The sequence below is a fragment of the Pseudomonas sp. NPDC089758 genome (genome assembly GCF_044748705.1).
Lineage (GTDB): Bacteria > Pseudomonadota > Gammaproteobacteria > Pseudomonadales > Pseudomonadaceae > Aquipseudomonas > Aquipseudomonas putida_X.
Genome location: NZ_JBIVGN010000002.1, coordinates 297518 through 312529, shown reverse-complemented (window position 1 = coordinate 312529; position 15012 = coordinate 297518). Strand labels below are relative to the sequence as shown.

Genomic DNA, 15012 nt, shown 5'->3' with positions numbered 1-15012 from the left:
CGACTTCTAAAGACCGGGGCGAGGAACCCTGGGTACGCCACAGGTGGCGATGCGGTAAGCTTGGCGCATGAACCTCGACACCCGCATCAAGTACCGCCACCTGCTGTGCTTTCTGGAGATTGCCCGGCAGGGCAGCCTGGCCAGGGCCGCTGACATTCTGGCGATCAGCCAGCCTGCGATTTCCAAGACCCTCAAGGAGCTTGAGGACCTGCTCGAAACGCGTCTGTTCGAGCGCAGCCGCCAAGGGGTCGAGCTGACCCCGGCCGGCACCCGTTTCATGCATTACGCCGGGCCCAGCGTGCAGGCCCTGCGCGACGGCGTGAGCAGCTTGCGCGGTGAAGCGCGGGCACCGTCGCAGGTGCGCATCGGCGTGCTGTCCACGGTCGAAGGCCTGCTGATGCCCGAAGTGCTGTGCCGGCTGCACCAACGCCACGAGGCGTTGCTGATCAGTGTGGTGACCGGGGCCAGTGCACAGTTGCTCGGGCAGTTGCGCCTGGGGGAACTGGAATTGGTGGTGGGGCGCATGACCGACAGCCCGCAGATCCAGGGTTTGTCGTTCGAACACCTGTACAGCGAGTCGATGGCTTTGGTCGTGCGCCCCGGCCACCCATTGCTGGCCAGCACGCAAGTAGACCGAGCCCGCGTCGGCCGATACCCGCTGGTGCTGCCGCCACCGGGCACGACCATACGCCAGCACGCCGACAGCCTGTTCGTGCAATGCGGCATTCAACTGCCGGCCCAGCGCCTGGAGACCCTCTCACTGGCCTTGAGCCGCCGGTACCTGCTAGGCAGTGACGCCGTGTGGGTGGCGCCGCGTGATGCGGTGCTGCTCGACCTGCGCCGCGGCGAACTGGCCGAGCTCGACCTAGGGGTGCGGGAACCGGGTGGGTCGGTGGGTATCTGCCGCAATGCCGCCTTGGCGCTGAGCCTGCCCGGGCAGTGGGTGTGCGATGTATTGCGGGAAGTGGCGGGGCAATATCGCGAGCGGTCGTACCCGTAAGCTTCGTCGTAGCCGAGCGTTCCTGGCCGAGGAACGCTCGTGGGCTTGATGCTCAACTGCTGTCAAGCGCTTGGCAAGGCCACCGCGGCCACACAGGGAACAGTCGAGCCGCGGACCTCTTCGTCACGGCCATTGATCAACAAGCGCTGGTTGCCTGCATCGAGCGAGACCGTCGATCCAGAGGCATAGAAGCCGTCCTCTGGTATTTGTGCGCCGAACTGGCCGTAGCCGAAGGGCGGGACGAAGCGGGTGTCGAACGTGCCCTCGGAGGTCAAGCTGAAGGCAAGCGAATAAGTGTAGAAATGCCCGTAACCCACCAGGCCACCGGCTGTTTCTACGCCGGCGTACCAACCGCCCGGCTTGTCAAATACCAACGCTTCGCCGCCGTTGAACTCCCTGGCCGGCGCCCCCGAATAGTCGATGCGGTAAACGGTCGGGTGGCTGATATCTTCATCGACGTCGTACAGTTCCCCGTAAAAGGTGATTCGCTTGGCGACGGGGTCTACGGAAAAACCATTATTGATGATCCAGGGGGCTGACCAGTGGAAACCCTTGGTGCCAAAGTTATCATCCACTTTGCCGTCAGGGGTCATGGCTGTGGTAACGCTGTAGGGGTCTTCCCCCCGTATCAGGTACCAGGTCAATACCAGCTGCTGCGCATTCGAGGGGGACGTGAAACTGGCAATGCCGTCGACAATGTGTGAGTCGGTATCGGGTATTAGCTTGCTGACATCAACCAGGCCATCATCACCAAAATCTGCGCGCAATGCGCCGTCATTGTCCAGCCCCAGCACCACCGGTTCGAAGTTCTCTGACTTGCCACCGGTGGCGAAAATGTGGCCCTTCGTCACTGCCAAGTGTTCCAGCACCAACTCTTCGCCGATCAAGTGGCGGGTATCCACGTACCCCTTGCGGTCCCCAAAATTCGGGTCCGGTTGTCCACCGGCACTCAGTTTCCAAAGGTGGCTGGCTGATTGCCCCACCACCTTGAGAGCGATGAGTATATTGCCCGCAGCATCCTCCACGATGCTTTTGGGGTCCATGTAGTCGGTGCTGGCTGCCTTGTTGAAATCGAAGATTCCACCGTCACCGAAACTGTTGTCCAGGGTGCCTAGATCCTTCAGGCAAGCCACGAAAACCTTCGCTTCACTCGTTTGGGGATTGTAACTTTCACCGATTACATAACTGCGACCAGCGCTCACCGTACTGTTGATGATTGCATTGGTGTTAGCCCGTGACCCGGCGATTTTTTCAAAGATGTAGGCGAGCCCATGGATGCCGTAATCACAATCGATAGGGGCCTGCGGCAGCTCGATGGATGTGCGGGGCTTACGGGTTGAGCGGTTGGGCTTTGGCGAAATGTTCATGGCTCTTCCTCGGTAATGAGTGAACGCGGGCCGTGCGGCTTAGGGGGTGATCAGCCATTGCGCGTCAGGTGCGTTGCAGGCTCATTGGAAACCAGGCTCAAGTAGGGCGCTACTGGCAGAAATGCCAGCTTGGGGCCGGCCGCTGGAAGGGCCAAGTTTGCAGGGGCGTTTGCTGGGCTTATGGTCAATACTGGCCAAAGGCCCTTAAGGTTGAGTGCAAGCGCGCTACCGAGTGAACTTACTCCATGAAACCCGCTCTTATGCCGGTAGCCATTGGTAATGGCCGCCTGATAAGCTCGCGGCTTTACCCTGATTGCCCACATGGCGCATGAACAAGGAAATAGCATGAAACAGCATCGTTTGGCGGCTGCGGTTGCCCTGGTAGGCCTGGTACTGGCTGGCTGTGATCAACAAGCCAGCAGCCCCGAGCTGAAAACTCCGGCACAGAAAGCCTCCTACGGTATCGGCCTGAACATGGGCAAGAGCCTGGCTCAGGAAGGCATGGAAGACCTTGATTCCAAAGCCGTCGCCCTCGGCATCGAAGACGCCGTTGGCAAGAAAGAACAGCGCATCAAGGACGAAGAGCTGGTAGAAGCCTTCACCGCGCTGCAGAAGCGCGCCGAGGAGCGCCTGGCCAAGGCCAGCGAAGAAGCCGCCTCCGCCGGCAAGAAGTTCCTCGAAGAAAATGCCAAGAAGCCAGGTGTGGTCACTACCGCCTCGGGCCTGCAGTACGAAGTGGTCAAGAAGGCCGACGGCCCACAGCCCAAGCCGACCGACGTGGTGACTGTCCACTACGAAGGCAAGCTGATCGATGGCAAGGTGTTCGACAGCTCGGTAGAGCGTGGCAGCCCGATCGACCTTCCGGTCAGTGGTGTCATTCCAGGCTGGGTCGAAGGCCTGCAGCTGATGCACGTTGGCGAGAAGTACAAGCTGTTCATCCCGGCTGAACTGGCCTATGGCGCACAGAGCCCAAGCCCGCTGATCCCGGCCAACTCGGTGCTGGTGTTCGACCTGGAACTGATCGCCATCAAGGACCCGGCCCAGCTGCAAGGCGACGCGCCTGAAGCTGAAGCTCCGGCTGAAGCACCCGCCAAGTAATACCGGCTGGTAGTGCACAACGCCCCGTTTCGACGGGGCGTTGTCGTTTGTGTAGCAGGCCTCAGGCCGAACCTCCGGGGCAGCAGGCTGTCCGAGAAAGGGCAGCGTGAAGAAGCAGGAGGCTTCTGACGCAAATCGTTTGCGGTTTTGAAACGACTGTGTAAAAAACGCCCGATCTGACCGAGGCCCTTGCTTTACAGGCACCTGCCGTCAGAAACTTCGCCCTGTTCACAAGGTTATCCACAATAAATGTGGATAACCTCTCCCTGCTGGAGGCTACATGAGCGCACCCTGGAATTTCGCCCGCTTCCTGCCCTTGGCCGAGCGCCTGCTAAGCCGTGGCCGCTTGCCGGCTTTGCTGTTCGCGGTGGCCCGCAAGGGCCCGCGCCTGGGCCAGTTGCGTGAAGACATCAAGCTGTTGCAGTCGCTGTGCCTGGCCTGGTGGCGTGGCGAGTACCGCGCGATCAGCCCCAAGGCACTGGTGACCATCGTCGCCGGCCTGCTGTATTTCGTCAGCCCCATCGATGCGATCCCCGACTGGCTGCTGGGCGTAGGTTTTCTCGATGACATCGCCGTGCTCGGCTGGGTGCTGAAAACCGTCTCCGATGAGCTGGCGCGGTTCAAGGCTTGGCGCGACAGCCAGGCCCCCGAGCGCTTGCGCGTGGTCGAGCGCTTGCCTGACACCCCTGAAGCGTTGCGCCTGGAGCGTAAAACGCCCTAAAAGCACCGTTTTCCACTGGTGCAGAGGGTTCGGCTACAATACACACACTGCCTGCTAACCAAGGGTCATAGAGATGGAAAAGCTCAGTTTGGAAGCCAAGAAAGCCTGGTTCGCCAAGCACCGCAAAGCCAACTATGCGGCCAGCCTGCGCCTTGAAGGTGTATGGGTGTCGAATGGCGAGGGTGAGATCAAGCTGCCAACGCGTGCCGCAGCCCTCAAAGCAGTGCGGCTGATCAAGGCTTGAGTTCGGACAAGTACGGTTCCGAACAAGACTCGGACTGCTATCCGGGTACTGACGTTCTGATTAACCTGCTCGAGTTGCACGACCCTGACGATCTCGAAGATGCCGAACGCTACCTCAGCGCGCTCGCGGCTTCCCGTTTGGAGTTCTTACCGCCTCCTTACAGCCTGGATTCGCTGAAGCAAATCCACAGTGCCCTGTTTTCCCGCATCTACAGCTGGGCAGGGCGAGTTCGCAGCAGTGCGATCAGTAAGGGAAGTACGCGGTTTTGTAGCCCAGAATTCATAGAACCTGAAACCAGGAAGGAGTTTTCAAGGATCGCTGCGGCAGGGTGGTTTGAAGGGTATTCGCGTGACCATCTGATCACCGCAGTAGCTGAAGCTTACGGTACATTGAATGTCGCGCACCCCTTCAGGGAAGGCAATGGCCGTACGCAGCGCATTCTGTTTGAGTGGATCATCATCAATGCGGGCTTTTCTATTACGTGGGAGGCTGTCCAGCGTGACGAGTGGATTCACGCCAACATCCTTTCTTACCATGGCGACGACGGATATTTAGCCCAGATATTCGCTCGGTGTATCGGTCAGCCAATCCTGGAAAATGACTAAACGCTGCCTATAGGCGCCAGCGCATTCGCGAGATTGTCCTCCTTGACTGTCGAGAGCGCGCGGCAGGTGGAAATCCCTTACAATGAGATATAACAGAAGAAGAGCAGCCCGATTGCCTTTCGCTATTGGTCGACGACGGCTCTATGCATCGGCAAGCACGCGCAGTTAAGGCAGGCCTGTGAGAGATGCAAGCCTGGGGCTGCTGAGCGGATTACATGCGGTAATCCTACGTAAGGGGGTTGTTATGGGTATTCAGGTCATTAGCCGGGACGGTCAGCCCGAGTACGCCGTCGTTCCCTGGGAGCAGTATCAGGCGCTGCTCAAGGCGGCCGGCCAGGCGCCTGCCGAGGCGGTTGGCGAAACCCGCGATCATACTGAGCCAAGTGCCAGTTTGCCCGCGTTCAGCGAGGTAGGGCAGTTGCGTCAGGCCAAAGGCATTGCGCCCGAGCAATTGGCGCGCAATGTGGGGGTAAGCCCCGCCTACCTGGCGATGATCGAGTCAGGTGAACGCCAGCCGGATGCAGCGATCCGCCGTGCCCTGGCCTGGCACCTGGGGGTGGCGGGCTGGAGCGAGCCGTCATGAGCCAGGTCAGGATCAGCCGTCAGCATTGGCAGAGCTTGCTGGACGAGCTTGACCTGGCCCGCCGCCAACGCCATTTACTGACTTACCGCGCACTGATCGAGCGTTTGCAATTGCCCAGCCCTGCCATGCAGACGCTGACTGCGGCGCTCGAGTACCTGGCGGTGCTCGATGCCCGTGCCGAGCAGCCGCTGCGCAGCTCACTGGTGATCAGCCAGGGCGCCAGCCGCTTGCCGCGCACCGGTTTTTTCGAATGCGTTGAGCGCCTTGGGCGCTTCTCCGGGCCGGTCGACGGCATGGAGGCCGCGTCGTGGCATGCTTCGGAAGTTGTGCGGGTCTTCGAGTATGCCTACCCGGAGATTGCCTGACAGGTTGAGGGTGGCGCTGTGATTGCGGTCGTAGGCCGATAGACGTGCGCCGCACTGTTGCCACCCATGGTACACACCGAAAACAAAAGGGGCCGAGCACTTACATGCTCGGCCCCTTTTGTGTCACATCAGCGCGATGACTGATTACTGCTTGGCTACCTTGGTGCTGGCACTGAGGTAATCGATCAGGATGCGACCCGTCTCGGACAGGTAAGCGTCGTCTTCGGGCTTGGTGTTTTCATCCTCGGTCGGCAGGGCGTCCTCGTCCTCTTTCTTCAGTTCCTTGAGCGGCTCTTCACCCTTGGCCTTGCGGCGGATGTTTTCCAGCGCGAGCTGCTTGGCTTCGATTTCATCGTGGCGGGCGCGGCGGTCCTGCTCGTTGAGGCTGACGGTCTTCTCATTCATCAGCTTCTGGGTCAGGGCCAGGCGGTCACGGATATAAGTGAACTCCGCGTCCTTGTCGCTGCGCGCTTCATGCTGCGCCTTGAGCTGCGCCAGGAAGGGCTTGAACGGGTCGGCCGCTGGCTTGACCACCGGGCGGATGGTGTCCCACGGCATGGCCTCGGGCAGGGCGCTTTCACCGATTTCCTTGGTGTCGATGATCGACGGGTAATCGATGTCCGGCAGCACGCCCTGATGCTGGGTGCTCTGCCCGGAAACCCGGTAGAACTTCGCCAGGGTCAGTTTCAGCTCGCCATGGTTGAGCGGCTGAATGGTCTGCACGGTGCCTTTACCGAAGGTCTGGCCGCCGATGATCAGCGCGCGGTGATAATCCTGCATGGCGCCGGCGAAGATTTCCGAGGCCGAGGCCGAGAGGCGGTTGACCAGCAGCGCCAGCGGGCCTTTGTAGAAGGCGCCAGGGTTTTCGTCTTCCAGCACGTCCACCCGGCCATCGCTGTTGCGAACCAGCACCGTAGGGCCCTTCTCGATGAACAGGCTGGTCAGCTCGGTGGCTTCTTGCAGGGAGCCGCCGCCGTTGTTGCGCAGGTCGATGACCACGCCGTCGACTTTTTCCTTCTGCAGTTCGGTGAGCAGCTTCTTCACGTCACGCGTGGTGCTCTTGTACTCCGGGTCCCCGGCGCGATACGCCTTGAAGTCCAGGTAGAAGGCCGGAATTTCAATGATCCCCAGCTTGTAGTCACGGCCAGCCTGCTTGAGCTTGAGCACCGACTTCTTCGCCGCCTGCTCTTCAAGCTTGACCGCCTCGCGGGTGATCGACACCACTTTGCTGGTCTGGTCGCTCGGGGCATTGCTGGCCGGGATGATTTCCAGGCGCACGACCGAGCCTTTCGGGCCACGGATCAACTTGACCACTTCGTCCAGGCGCCAGCCGACCACGTCGACCATTTCCTTGTTGCCCTGGGCAACGCCGATGATCTTGTCGGCCGGGGCCACTTGCTTGGTCTTGGCCGCAGGGCCTGCAGGGACCAGGCGCACGATCTTGACCTGGTCATTGTCGCTTTGCAGCACCGCGCCGATGCCTTCGAGCGACAAGCTCATGTTGATGTCGAAGTTCTCGGCGTTGTCCGGCGACAGGTAGTTGGTGTGCGGGTCGTAGGACTGGGCGAACGTATTGATGTAGGCCTGGAAGATGTCTTCGGCACGGGTCTGATCCAGGCGCGACAGCTGGTTCTTGTAACGCTTGGTCAGGGTTTCCTGAATCTGCTTGGGCTCTTTGCCGGCGATCTTCTGGCGCAGCACCTCGTCCTTGACGCGTTTGCGCCACAGGTCGTCCAGCTCGGCCTGGTTCTTCAGCCACGGCGCATCCTTGCGGTCGATCAGCAAGGTTTCCTTGGTGGTGAAGTCCATCTTGTCGACGCCCTTGTTCAGCTCGGCCAGGGCGAAGTCCAGGCGTTGCTTGACGCGGTCCAGGTAGCGCTTGTAGATGGTGAAGCCAGGGTCGAGGTTGCCGCTTTTGAGGAAGTCGTCGAACTGGCGCTTCCACTTGTCGAACTCGGCGATGTCAGCCGCAGTGAAGTAGCTGCGCGCAGGGTCGAGCAGCTTGATGTAGCTGTCGTAGATGATCACCGAGCGGGCGTCATCGAGCGGCGGCTTGCTGTAATGGTGACGTTTGAGCAACTCAACCACATTGAGACTGGCGACGATTTCGTCACGGTCCGGCTGCAGGCTGTCCCATTTGTTGGCGGCCGACGCATTGCCGCCGAGCGTGAGGCTACCCAGCCCGATCATCAGGGCCAGGGCGGTGCTTGGAAGGAAATGCTTCATGCTGATTCGACGTGGAGGCAATTGATCACGCATAGTAGGCCGTCTTTTCCGTTGCCGGTTCCATGGAGCCGGGCAAATACTGCAAAAAGCCAGGGGCGTGGGTACCCCAGGCTCAGTCATGTCAATCAACTATGGAGGCACTGTGAAGGCATTGCAAGGCGAAGACGGACATGTGGAGTGGGTCGAGGCCGAGCGCCCGGCCCTGGATGCCGGCCAGGTACGCATTCGCGTGGCTGCGGCGGGCCTGAATCGGGCCGATCTGCTGCAAATGAAGGGGCTTTATCCGCCACCGCCCGGCGCCAGCCCTTACATGGGCCTGGAATGCGCCGGGGTGGTGGAAGAGGTGGGCGCGGGTGCCGACTGGCGGGTAGGCGACCGAGTGTGCGCGCTGCTGGCCAGCGGGGCCATGGCCGAAGAAGTGGTGGTCGATGCCCGCCATGTGCTGCCAGTACCCGAGGGCCTGACCCTGCACGAGGCCGCAGCGCTACCCGAGGTCTACGCCACCGCGTGGCTGAACATTTTCCAGTTGGGCGCAGTGAAGGCTGGCGAGAAGGTGTTGGTACACGCCGGTGCCAGTGGCGTCGGCTCGGCCGCCATCCAGTTGTGCAAGGCGTTCGGCAACCCGGTGTACGTCAGCGTTGGCTCGCAGGACCGCCTGGCGTACTGCCAGGCACTGGGCGCGACGGGCGGGGTGGTGCGCAATGAAAACCTGGACGCGCTGGAGGGCATGGGCCCGTTCGACGTGATTCTCGACCCGGTGGGCGCCAGCTACGGGCAGCTCAACCTCAAGCTGCTGGCCCGCGATGGACGCTGGGTGATCATCGGCCTGATGGGCGGGCGCACGGTTGAACTGGACCTGGCGCAGGTGCTGGGCAAGCGCCTGGAAATCACCGGCTCCACGTTGCGCAACCGTGACGACGGGTTCAAGGCCGAGCTGCTGCGCGAGTTGCAACAGCAGGTGTGGCCGTTGTTCAGCGAAAAGCGTTTGTCGCCGCAGCTGGTGGACACCTACCCGGTCGAGTTCGCCCAGGCAGCCTATGCCGAACTCGAGAGCAATCAGGTGTCGGGCAAGCTGGTGATGGTGATCGACCCTAGCCTGGCGTGAGATTGCCGGGGCTGCTTTACGGCCCCGCCGCGACACCAGCCCGCTGCTGCAGGGGCGTGCAAGCTCCTGCAGCCGCCGTGGGTCGCGATTGGGGCGCAAGGCGCCCCCGCGGCCCTCAAGACCAGCTCAAGATTGGCCAGCCATTCTTCTCGGCATGCTCGCGCAGCACCGCATCAGGGTTAACTGCATGCGGGTGATCAACCTTCAGCAACAACGGCAGATCATTGCGCGAATCGGAATAGAAGCTCGCCCCCTCCAGGTTTTCCTGCTCCTGGTCCAGCCACTCCAGCAGGCGGGTGATCTTGCCCTCACGGTAAGTCAGCACGCCGTGGGTCTTGCCGGTATACACCCCGTTCACAGCCTCCAGCTCGATCGCCAGGTACTCGTCCACGCCCAACCGCGCCGCAATCGGCCCGACCAGGTGGGTGCCGGAAGCAGAAATGATCAGGATGCGGTCGCCACGCTTGCGGTGCTCGGCGATGCAGCGGCACGCATCACCGAAAATGATCGGCTCGATGATATCCTCCACCCAGGGTTCAACCAGGTGCTCGACTTCTTCCAGGGTGCGCCCGGCAATCGGCTCCAGGCTGAAGGCCATGTACTCCTCCATCTGCAGGTGGCCTTTGCCGTAGGCCTCCATCAGGGCATGGTCGCGGCGCAGGAACTCCTTGCCGTCGACCCAGCCCAGCCGCGCCATCTGCTCGCTCCATAGCGACGCGCAGTCGCCGTGGATCAGGGTTTCGTCCAGATCGAAAATTGCCAGTGCCATGCGTTGAGTCTCCTTAGGCCACTTCCCGTAGCGCCGTGGGGTCGATCGACAAGGATACCCGTTGGCCGTCCGCGTGCAGATCGGCCGATGAGCGATTGAGCACATCCACCACCAGTTCCACGTCACGCACCCGTACCCGGTAGCGGATCACATTGCCGAGCAGGCTGTGGCTGCGCACTTCGCCGTCCCGTTCGCCCTCCAGGCTCAAGGTGATCGACTCGGGGCGAATCGCCAGGCGGCTGGTCACCGGGCGCTGCAGCAGGCGGCTGGCGCTTTGCGGGTCGAGCAGGTTGTAGTTGCCGATAAAGCCGGCGGCGAACAGGTCCACCGGTGCCGTGTAAAGGGTTTCGGCATCGCCGCTCTGGACGATACGCCCTTGGTTCATCAGGAAGATGCGATCAGACATGGTCAGCGCTTCTTCCTGGTCATGGGTAACGAAGATGGTGGTCAGCCCCAACTCGCGCTGAATGGCGCGGATCTGCTCGCGCAGGTGCTTGCGAATACGTGCATCCAGCGCCGACAGCGGCTCGTCGAGCAGCAGCAGGCGTGGGCGGGTGACCAGCGAGCGGGCCAGGGCCACACGCTGGCACTGGCCGCCGGACAGCTGGTGCGGGTAGCGCCCGGCAAAGCTGCCCAGCTCCACCAGGTCCAACGCCTCGCGCACCCGTACCTGCGTGTCACTGGCCTTGACCTTCTGCATGCGCAGGCCAAAGGCGACATTCTGCTCCACGGTCATGTTGGGGAACAGCGCATAGCTCTGGAACACCATGCCGATGCCGCGCTTTTGCGGGCTCAGCGGCACGATATCCTGGCCATCGAGCAGGATCTGCCCGCCGTCTACCGGGGTCAGCCCGGCGATGCAGCGCAGCAGGGTGGACTTGCCGCAGCCTGAAGGGCCGAGCAGGGTGACGAATTCGCCGCGTTCGATGTGGCAGTCGATATTCTCGAACACCGGGGTCCCGGCATAGCGTTTGTGCAGTTTCTGTACGCTGACGAAGCTCATGTCAGGTCTTGTCCTTGTTCAGGCGGTTGGCGACCCAGGTGAGTACCAGCACGAAGGCGAAGTACGAGATCACCAGCGCGCTGTTGAAGTGGCCGCTGCTGTTGCGCATGTTGTTCAGGTACACCTGCAGGGTTTCGTAGCGCGTGCCGACCAGCAGGTTGGCGAACACGAATTCGCCGAACAGGAACGAGAACGACAGCAGCAGCGCCACCATCAGGCCTTTGCGCAGGTTGGGCAGCACCACCAGGAACGCCGCCTGCCAGGTGCTGGCGCCGAGCAACTGGGCGGCGTCCATCAGGTCGCGCAGGTTGATCGCCTGCAGGTTGTTGGTGATCGCCCGGTACATGAACGGCAGGGCGATGGTGAAGTAGCAGCCGATCAGGATCCACGGCGTGCCGACCATGGCCATCGGCCCGCTGCCGTACAACTGCAGCAGGCCCACCGAGGACACCACCGGCGGCACCGCGAAGGGCAGCAGGATGAGGATGTTCATCAGTGCATCGAGCCTGGGGAAGTGGTAGTGCACCACGAACAGCAGCGGCAGGATCAGCACCACCGACAGTAGCAGCGCGCCCAGGCACACCAGCAGCGACTGGCCGAAGGCCGCGAGAAAGCGCGGCTCGCCCCACAGCGCCACGTACCACTTCAGGGTCAGGCCGCTGGGCAGCAGGCTGGCTGACCAGCTGGTGGCCAGCGAGTAGAGCAGGGTGCCGGCCAGTGGCAGCAGCAAAATGAGAAACAGCAGGTACACCACGACGCGGTGGTAGAGGCTGCCGGCGCTCGGCCTGGTTGAGCGGTTAGCGTGCATGGTAGCTCCGTTTCAGCAGCCATTGATGAACGAGCGTGACCACCGTCATCAAGCCCACCAGCACCATGGCCAGCGCGCTGGCCAGGTTGGGGTCCAGGCTGATGTCACCGGCCACCAGGCCGGCGATGCGGATCGGCAGCACGTTGAAATTGCCGGTGGTCAGCGCATACACCGTGGCATACGCGCCCAATGCGTTGGCCAGCAGGATGACGAAGGTGCCGAGCAGGGCCGGTGTCAGCACCGGCAGGCCGATGTGCCGCCAGTATTGCCAGTGGCTGGCGCCCAGCAACGCGGCCGATTCGCGCCAGTCTTCGCGCAGGGCATCGAAGGCCGGGTAGAGCAGCAGCACGCCCAGGGGGATCTGGAAGTAGGTGTAGACCAGGATCAGGCCGTTGCTGGAGTAGATGCTGAAGTCTTCCAGCAGGCCAATCTGCTTGAGCAGCAGGGTCAGCGCCCCATTGAAACCCAGCAGGATGATGAACGCGAAGGCCAGCGGCACGCCGGCGAAGTTGCTGGTCATGTTCGCGAAGGCGCTGACGAAGTCGCGCAGGCGCGAATCGACCTGGCGCAGCGAGTAAGCACCGAGGGTGGCGATGATGATGCCGAACAGGCTCGACCAGAAGCTGATTTCCAGGCTGCGTTGCAGTGCCTGCAGGTAGAACTTCGAAGCGAACACTTTGCTGAAGTTGGCCAGCCCCCAGCCCGCCTCCGACTGCACGCTGTTGATGGCCACCCAGGCCAGCGGGGCGATCTGGAAGATGACGAAGAACACGGCAAACGGCAGCAGGCAGAGCAAGGCCAGGTAGCGCCCGCGGGCGCCGCCACTCACTTGAGCAGCTCCCGGCAGACCGTCTTGTCGTGGGCAACGTCAAGCAACTCGCAGATGGTGCCGCACAGCTCGGTCTGCAGCGGCTTGGCGGCCGGGTCGAGGCTGAAGGCGTCGCCAAACACGAATAGCGGTACTTCACGCTCTTCGGCCAGCAGGCCGTTGTGCGAACGGTCGTTGTTCATGCCGTGGTCGGCGGTGACCAATACCTGGTAGCCCTCTTCGAGCCAGTGCGGCAGGTAGTCGGCCAGCAGGATGTCGGCGCTGCGCGCAGCGTTGCGGTACTGGCTGCTGTCCAGGCCGTGGCGGTGGCCGGTGTCGTCGATGCTCATCGGGTGCACCAGCAAAAAATTCGGCGCATGCCGGCGGCGCAGGTACTCGGCGTCGGCCAGCAGGTGCGAGTCGGGGTAACGGTCGTCCCAATAGAACAGGCCATGCTGGATCGGCAGCTTTGGCGCGTGGGTATGGCGGTCGCGCTGCGGGTCGAAAGGCGAGCGGTTATACAGTTCGCTCATCCAGTGATAGGCCGCCGCCGCGGTGCCCAGGTTGGCCTCGCGGGCGTAGTGGAACACGCTGCGCTGGTTGGACAGGCGGTTGACGTTGTTGTGCACGATGCCGCTATCGATCGGCGCCACGCCGGTGAGGATGCACTCGTACAGTGGCCGGGACAGCGAGGGCAGCTCGCATTCCACCCGGTACAGCGCGGCACGGTCGGCTTCGACGTAAGCGTGCAGGTGGCCCATGGCGTGGTGCGCGACCTGGTGGTTGAGGCCGTCGAGCAAGACCAGGATGACGTTGTGTTGCATGGTGGCTCCCAGTGGAGCTGCAAGCTTCAAGCTACAAGCTGCAAGCACACGCCGGCATGTCGATCACCGGCTTGTACTTGCAGCTCGCGGCTTGAAGCCTGAAGCTTCTTCATTCCATCTCGATGATGACTTGCTCCTGCCACATCTGCGGCAGCTTCTTCGAGGTCGTTTCCCATACCTCGGGGTTCTTGATCGGCTGCGCAGCGCCGTACTGCTCGTTAGGCAGCAGCTTGGCCTGCACGTCCGCCGGCAGTTTCAGGTGCTCGGCGCGGATCGGCCGGGCATGCCCCTTGGCCAGGTTGATCTGCCCGGCATCGCTGAAGATGTACTCACGCGCAAGCTTGGCCGCATTGGGGTTCTTGGCGTACTTGTTGATGATGGTGGTGTAGCCGGAAATGACCGAGCCGTCCGACGGGATCAGCACTTCGAAGCGTTTCGGGTCGATCTGGTCGCGGTAGCTCAGGCCGTTGAAGTCCCATACCACGCCCACCTCGACCTCGCCTTTCTCCAGGGTCTGGATGGTTGGGTTGGCCAGCGACAGTCGCTTCTGCTGGGCAAGCTTGGTGAACAGCTGAAGGCCCGGGGCGACGTTGCCCTCATCGCCCTTGTAGGCGATGGCTGCGGCCAGCACACCATTGGCGGCCTGGGCGGCAGTGCTGACATCACCGATGGCGACCTTGTACTTGCCTTTTTCCAGGTCGTGCCAGGTTTTAGGGCGTTCTTCTTCCTTCACCAGGTCCTTGTTGATGATGAAGGCGATGGTGCCGGTATACGCCAGCGCCCAGTGCCCATCCTTGTCCTTGGCCCACGCCGGCACCTGGTCCCAGGTGCTTGGCTTGTACGGCTGGCTCACACCCTTGGCCACCGCAATCGGGCCGAAGGCGGCCCCGACGTCACCGATGTCGGCGCTGGCGTTGTCCTTCTCGGCATCGAACTTGGCGATTTCCTGGGCCGAGCTCATGTCGGTGTCGGTGTGCTTGAGGCCGTACTTGCTGGCCAGGTCTTCCCAGGTGCCTTTCCAGTTGGCCCAGGCATCGGGCATGCCCACGCTATTGATCGTGCCTTCCTTTCGGGCGGCGTCTTCCAGGGCCTTGAGGTCGGTGCTGGCGGCCATGGCCGAGGTACACAGGGCCATGGCCGAGCCCAGCAGTGACGCCATGAACAACTTTTTCATCCGAAGCTCCTTTGGTGGGTGCCTTGCGCGATCGTTGTTATGAGTGAAGCCTTGCTTGGCAAACCTTTGGTCTAGGTCAGCAAACCTTGCGCCAAGGTAGGCCGGTTGCGTGACAATTTGATGTAAGGGAAGGGGTGAACCCCGGTGCTGCCGCTTCCTGCGAATACAGCGTAGACCAGATCGCAAGCCCCGATTCACAAGGCTTGGCCCGAATCTGGCAGTGCCCTGATCAAGCGTGCAACGGCGCTTTGTCACAGCATGTTCATCAGCCCTGCCTAGGCTTGCACTATTCTCCAAGTGCCCTGTTCTGGG

General features: G+C 61.9%; 16 protein-coding genes. 8 read left to right on the top strand and 8 right to left on the bottom strand.

The annotated features are described in order from the left end of the window. The first annotated feature begins 67 nt into the window (after positions 1-67). The gene (gene pcaQ, locus ACIPZH_RS04145; RefSeq protein WP_241802801.1) at positions 68-1000 is read left to right on the top strand and encodes a pca operon transcription factor PcaQ; all 933 of its coding nucleotides are present in this window, start codon (positions 68-70) and stop codon (positions 998-1000) included. Between the two features lie 62 nt (positions 1001-1062). Here the strand turns inward: pcaQ and ACIPZH_RS04140 are convergent, their stop codons facing one another. Next, positions 1063-2367, bottom strand: a complete 1305-nt coding sequence (locus ACIPZH_RS04140) for a hypothetical protein (RefSeq protein WP_400628574.1) — start codon at positions 2365-2367, stop codon at positions 1063-1065. Between the two features lie 345 nt (positions 2368-2712). On the opposite strand from ACIPZH_RS04140, the gene ACIPZH_RS04135 reads away from it, so the two are divergent. The 6 genes from ACIPZH_RS04135 to ACIPZH_RS04110 all read left to right on the top strand — a co-directional run bounded on the left by ACIPZH_RS04135 (position 2713) and on the right by ACIPZH_RS04110 (position 5983). Further along, on the top strand, positions 2713-3465 hold the full coding sequence (locus ACIPZH_RS04135; RefSeq protein WP_241802803.1) for an FKBP-type peptidyl-prolyl cis-trans isomerase: 753 nt from the start codon (positions 2713-2715) through the stop codon (positions 3463-3465). A 280-nt stretch (positions 3466-3745) separates the two neighbouring features. Further along, a complete protein-coding gene (locus ACIPZH_RS04130; protein ID WP_400635250.1) occupies positions 3746-4186 on the top strand; it encodes a YkvA family protein in 441 nt (146 codons plus the stop codon). 73 nt (positions 4187-4259) lie between these two features. Next, positions 4260-4430 (top strand): YhfG family protein, encoded by a 171-nt coding sequence (locus ACIPZH_RS04125; RefSeq protein WP_241802805.1) that lies wholly within the window; start codon positions 4260-4262, stop codon positions 4428-4430. Beyond that, entirely contained in the window at positions 4427-5035 is a 609-nt protein-coding gene (locus ACIPZH_RS04120) for a Fic/DOC family protein (RefSeq protein ID WP_400635248.1), read from the top strand. The genes ACIPZH_RS04125 and ACIPZH_RS04120 overlap by 4 nt, the downstream gene beginning before the upstream one ends. Before the next feature lie 244 nt (positions 5036-5279). Beyond that, complete coding sequence (locus ACIPZH_RS04115; protein ID WP_241802810.1) at positions 5280-5618, top strand: helix-turn-helix transcriptional regulator; 339 nt, start codon at positions 5280-5282, stop codon at positions 5616-5618. Then, positions 5615-5983, top strand: coding sequence for a hypothetical protein (locus ACIPZH_RS04110; RefSeq protein WP_012313182.1), 369 nt, complete (start codon positions 5615-5617; stop codon positions 5981-5983). The genes ACIPZH_RS04115 and ACIPZH_RS04110 overlap by 4 nt, the downstream gene beginning before the upstream one ends. Positions 5984-6127: 144 nt before the next feature. On the opposite strand, the gene ACIPZH_RS04105 is transcribed toward ACIPZH_RS04110, so the two are convergent. Then, positions 6128-8209: a carboxy terminal-processing peptidase gene (locus tag ACIPZH_RS04105; protein WP_267821788.1), complete on the bottom strand. Its 2082-nt coding sequence runs from the start codon at positions 8207-8209 to the stop codon at positions 6128-6130. A 142-nt stretch (positions 8210-8351) separates the two neighbouring features. Here ACIPZH_RS04105 and ACIPZH_RS04100 point away from each other — a divergent pair, with 142 nt between their 5' ends. Continuing rightward, entirely contained in the window at positions 8352-9314 is a 963-nt protein-coding gene (locus ACIPZH_RS04100; RefSeq protein ID WP_241802815.1) for an NAD(P)H-quinone oxidoreductase, read from the top strand. A gap of 115 nt (positions 9315-9429) precedes the next feature. Here the strand turns inward: ACIPZH_RS04100 and ACIPZH_RS04095 are convergent, their stop codons facing one another. The 6 genes from ACIPZH_RS04095 to ACIPZH_RS04070 form a co-directional block, all read right to left on the bottom strand. Next, the gene (locus ACIPZH_RS04095) at positions 9430-10083 is read right to left on the bottom strand and encodes an HAD family hydrolase (protein ID WP_400635245.1); all 654 of its coding nucleotides are present in this window, start codon (positions 10081-10083) and stop codon (positions 9430-9432) included. Positions 10084-10096: 13 nt separating this feature from the next. Continuing rightward, the gene (locus tag ACIPZH_RS04090) at positions 10097-11086 is read right to left on the bottom strand and encodes an ABC transporter ATP-binding protein (protein WP_241802817.1); all 990 of its coding nucleotides are present in this window, start codon (positions 11084-11086) and stop codon (positions 10097-10099) included. A 1-nt stretch (position 11087) separates the two neighbouring features. Then, the gene (locus ACIPZH_RS04085) at positions 11088-11894 is read right to left on the bottom strand and encodes an ABC transporter permease (protein WP_267821797.1); all 807 of its coding nucleotides are present in this window, start codon (positions 11892-11894) and stop codon (positions 11088-11090) included. Next, the gene (locus ACIPZH_RS04080; protein ID WP_267821799.1) at positions 11884-12723 is read right to left on the bottom strand and encodes an ABC transporter permease subunit; all 840 of its coding nucleotides are present in this window, start codon (positions 12721-12723) and stop codon (positions 11884-11886) included. The genes ACIPZH_RS04085 and ACIPZH_RS04080 overlap by 11 nt, the downstream gene beginning before the upstream one ends. Further along, entirely contained in the window at positions 12720-13526 is an 807-nt protein-coding gene (locus ACIPZH_RS04075) for an alkaline phosphatase family protein (protein ID WP_400628586.1), read from the bottom strand. Before ACIPZH_RS04075 ends, ACIPZH_RS04080 begins: the two co-directional genes overlap by 4 nt. Before the next feature lie 109 nt (positions 13527-13635). After that, positions 13636-14700 carry an ABC transporter substrate-binding protein gene (locus ACIPZH_RS04070; protein WP_400635243.1) on the bottom strand — a complete coding sequence of 355 codons (1065 nt, stop codon included), beginning with the start codon at positions 14698-14700 and terminating at the stop codon, positions 13636-13638. Positions 14701-15012 lie beyond the last annotated feature (312 nt).

Coding starts and splice junctions, on each gene's coding strand:
- ACIPZH_RS04105 (WP_267821788.1), bottom strand. CDS start 8,209: ATGAAGCATTTCCTTCCAAGCACCGCCCTGGCCCTGATGATCGGGCTG.
- ACIPZH_RS04135 (WP_241802803.1), top strand. CDS start 2,713: ATGAAACAGCATCGTTTGGCGGCTGCGGTTGCCCTGGTAGGCCTGGTA.
- ACIPZH_RS04070 (WP_400635243.1), bottom strand. CDS start 14,700: ATGAAAAAGTTGTTCATGGCGTCACTGCTGGGCTCGGCCATGGCCCTG.
- ACIPZH_RS04095 (WP_400635245.1), bottom strand. CDS start 10,083: ATGGCACTGGCAATTTTCGATCTGGACGAAACCCTGATCCACGGCGAC.
- ACIPZH_RS04140 (WP_400628574.1), bottom strand. CDS start 2,367: ATGAACATTTCGCCAAAGCCCAACCGCTCAACCCGTAAGCCCCGCACA.
- ACIPZH_RS04090 (WP_241802817.1), bottom strand. CDS start 11,086: ATGAGCTTCGTCAGCGTACAGAAACTGCACAAACGCTATGCCGGGACC.
- ACIPZH_RS04115 (WP_241802810.1), top strand. CDS start 5,280: ATGGGTATTCAGGTCATTAGCCGGGACGGTCAGCCCGAGTACGCCGTC.
- ACIPZH_RS04110 (WP_012313182.1), top strand. CDS start 5,615: ATGAGCCAGGTCAGGATCAGCCGTCAGCATTGGCAGAGCTTGCTGGAC.
- pcaQ (WP_241802801.1), top strand. CDS start 68: ATGAACCTCGACACCCGCATCAAGTACCGCCACCTGCTGTGCTTTCTG.
- ACIPZH_RS04075 (WP_400628586.1), bottom strand. CDS start 13,526: ATGCAACACAACGTCATCCTGGTCTTGCTCGACGGCCTCAACCACCAG.
- ACIPZH_RS04085 (WP_267821797.1), bottom strand. CDS start 11,894: ATGCACGCTAACCGCTCAACCAGGCCGAGCGCCGGCAGCCTCTACCAC.
- ACIPZH_RS04125 (WP_241802805.1), top strand. CDS start 4,260: ATGGAAAAGCTCAGTTTGGAAGCCAAGAAAGCCTGGTTCGCCAAGCAC.
- ACIPZH_RS04130 (WP_400635250.1), top strand. CDS start 3,746: ATGAGCGCACCCTGGAATTTCGCCCGCTTCCTGCCCTTGGCCGAGCGC.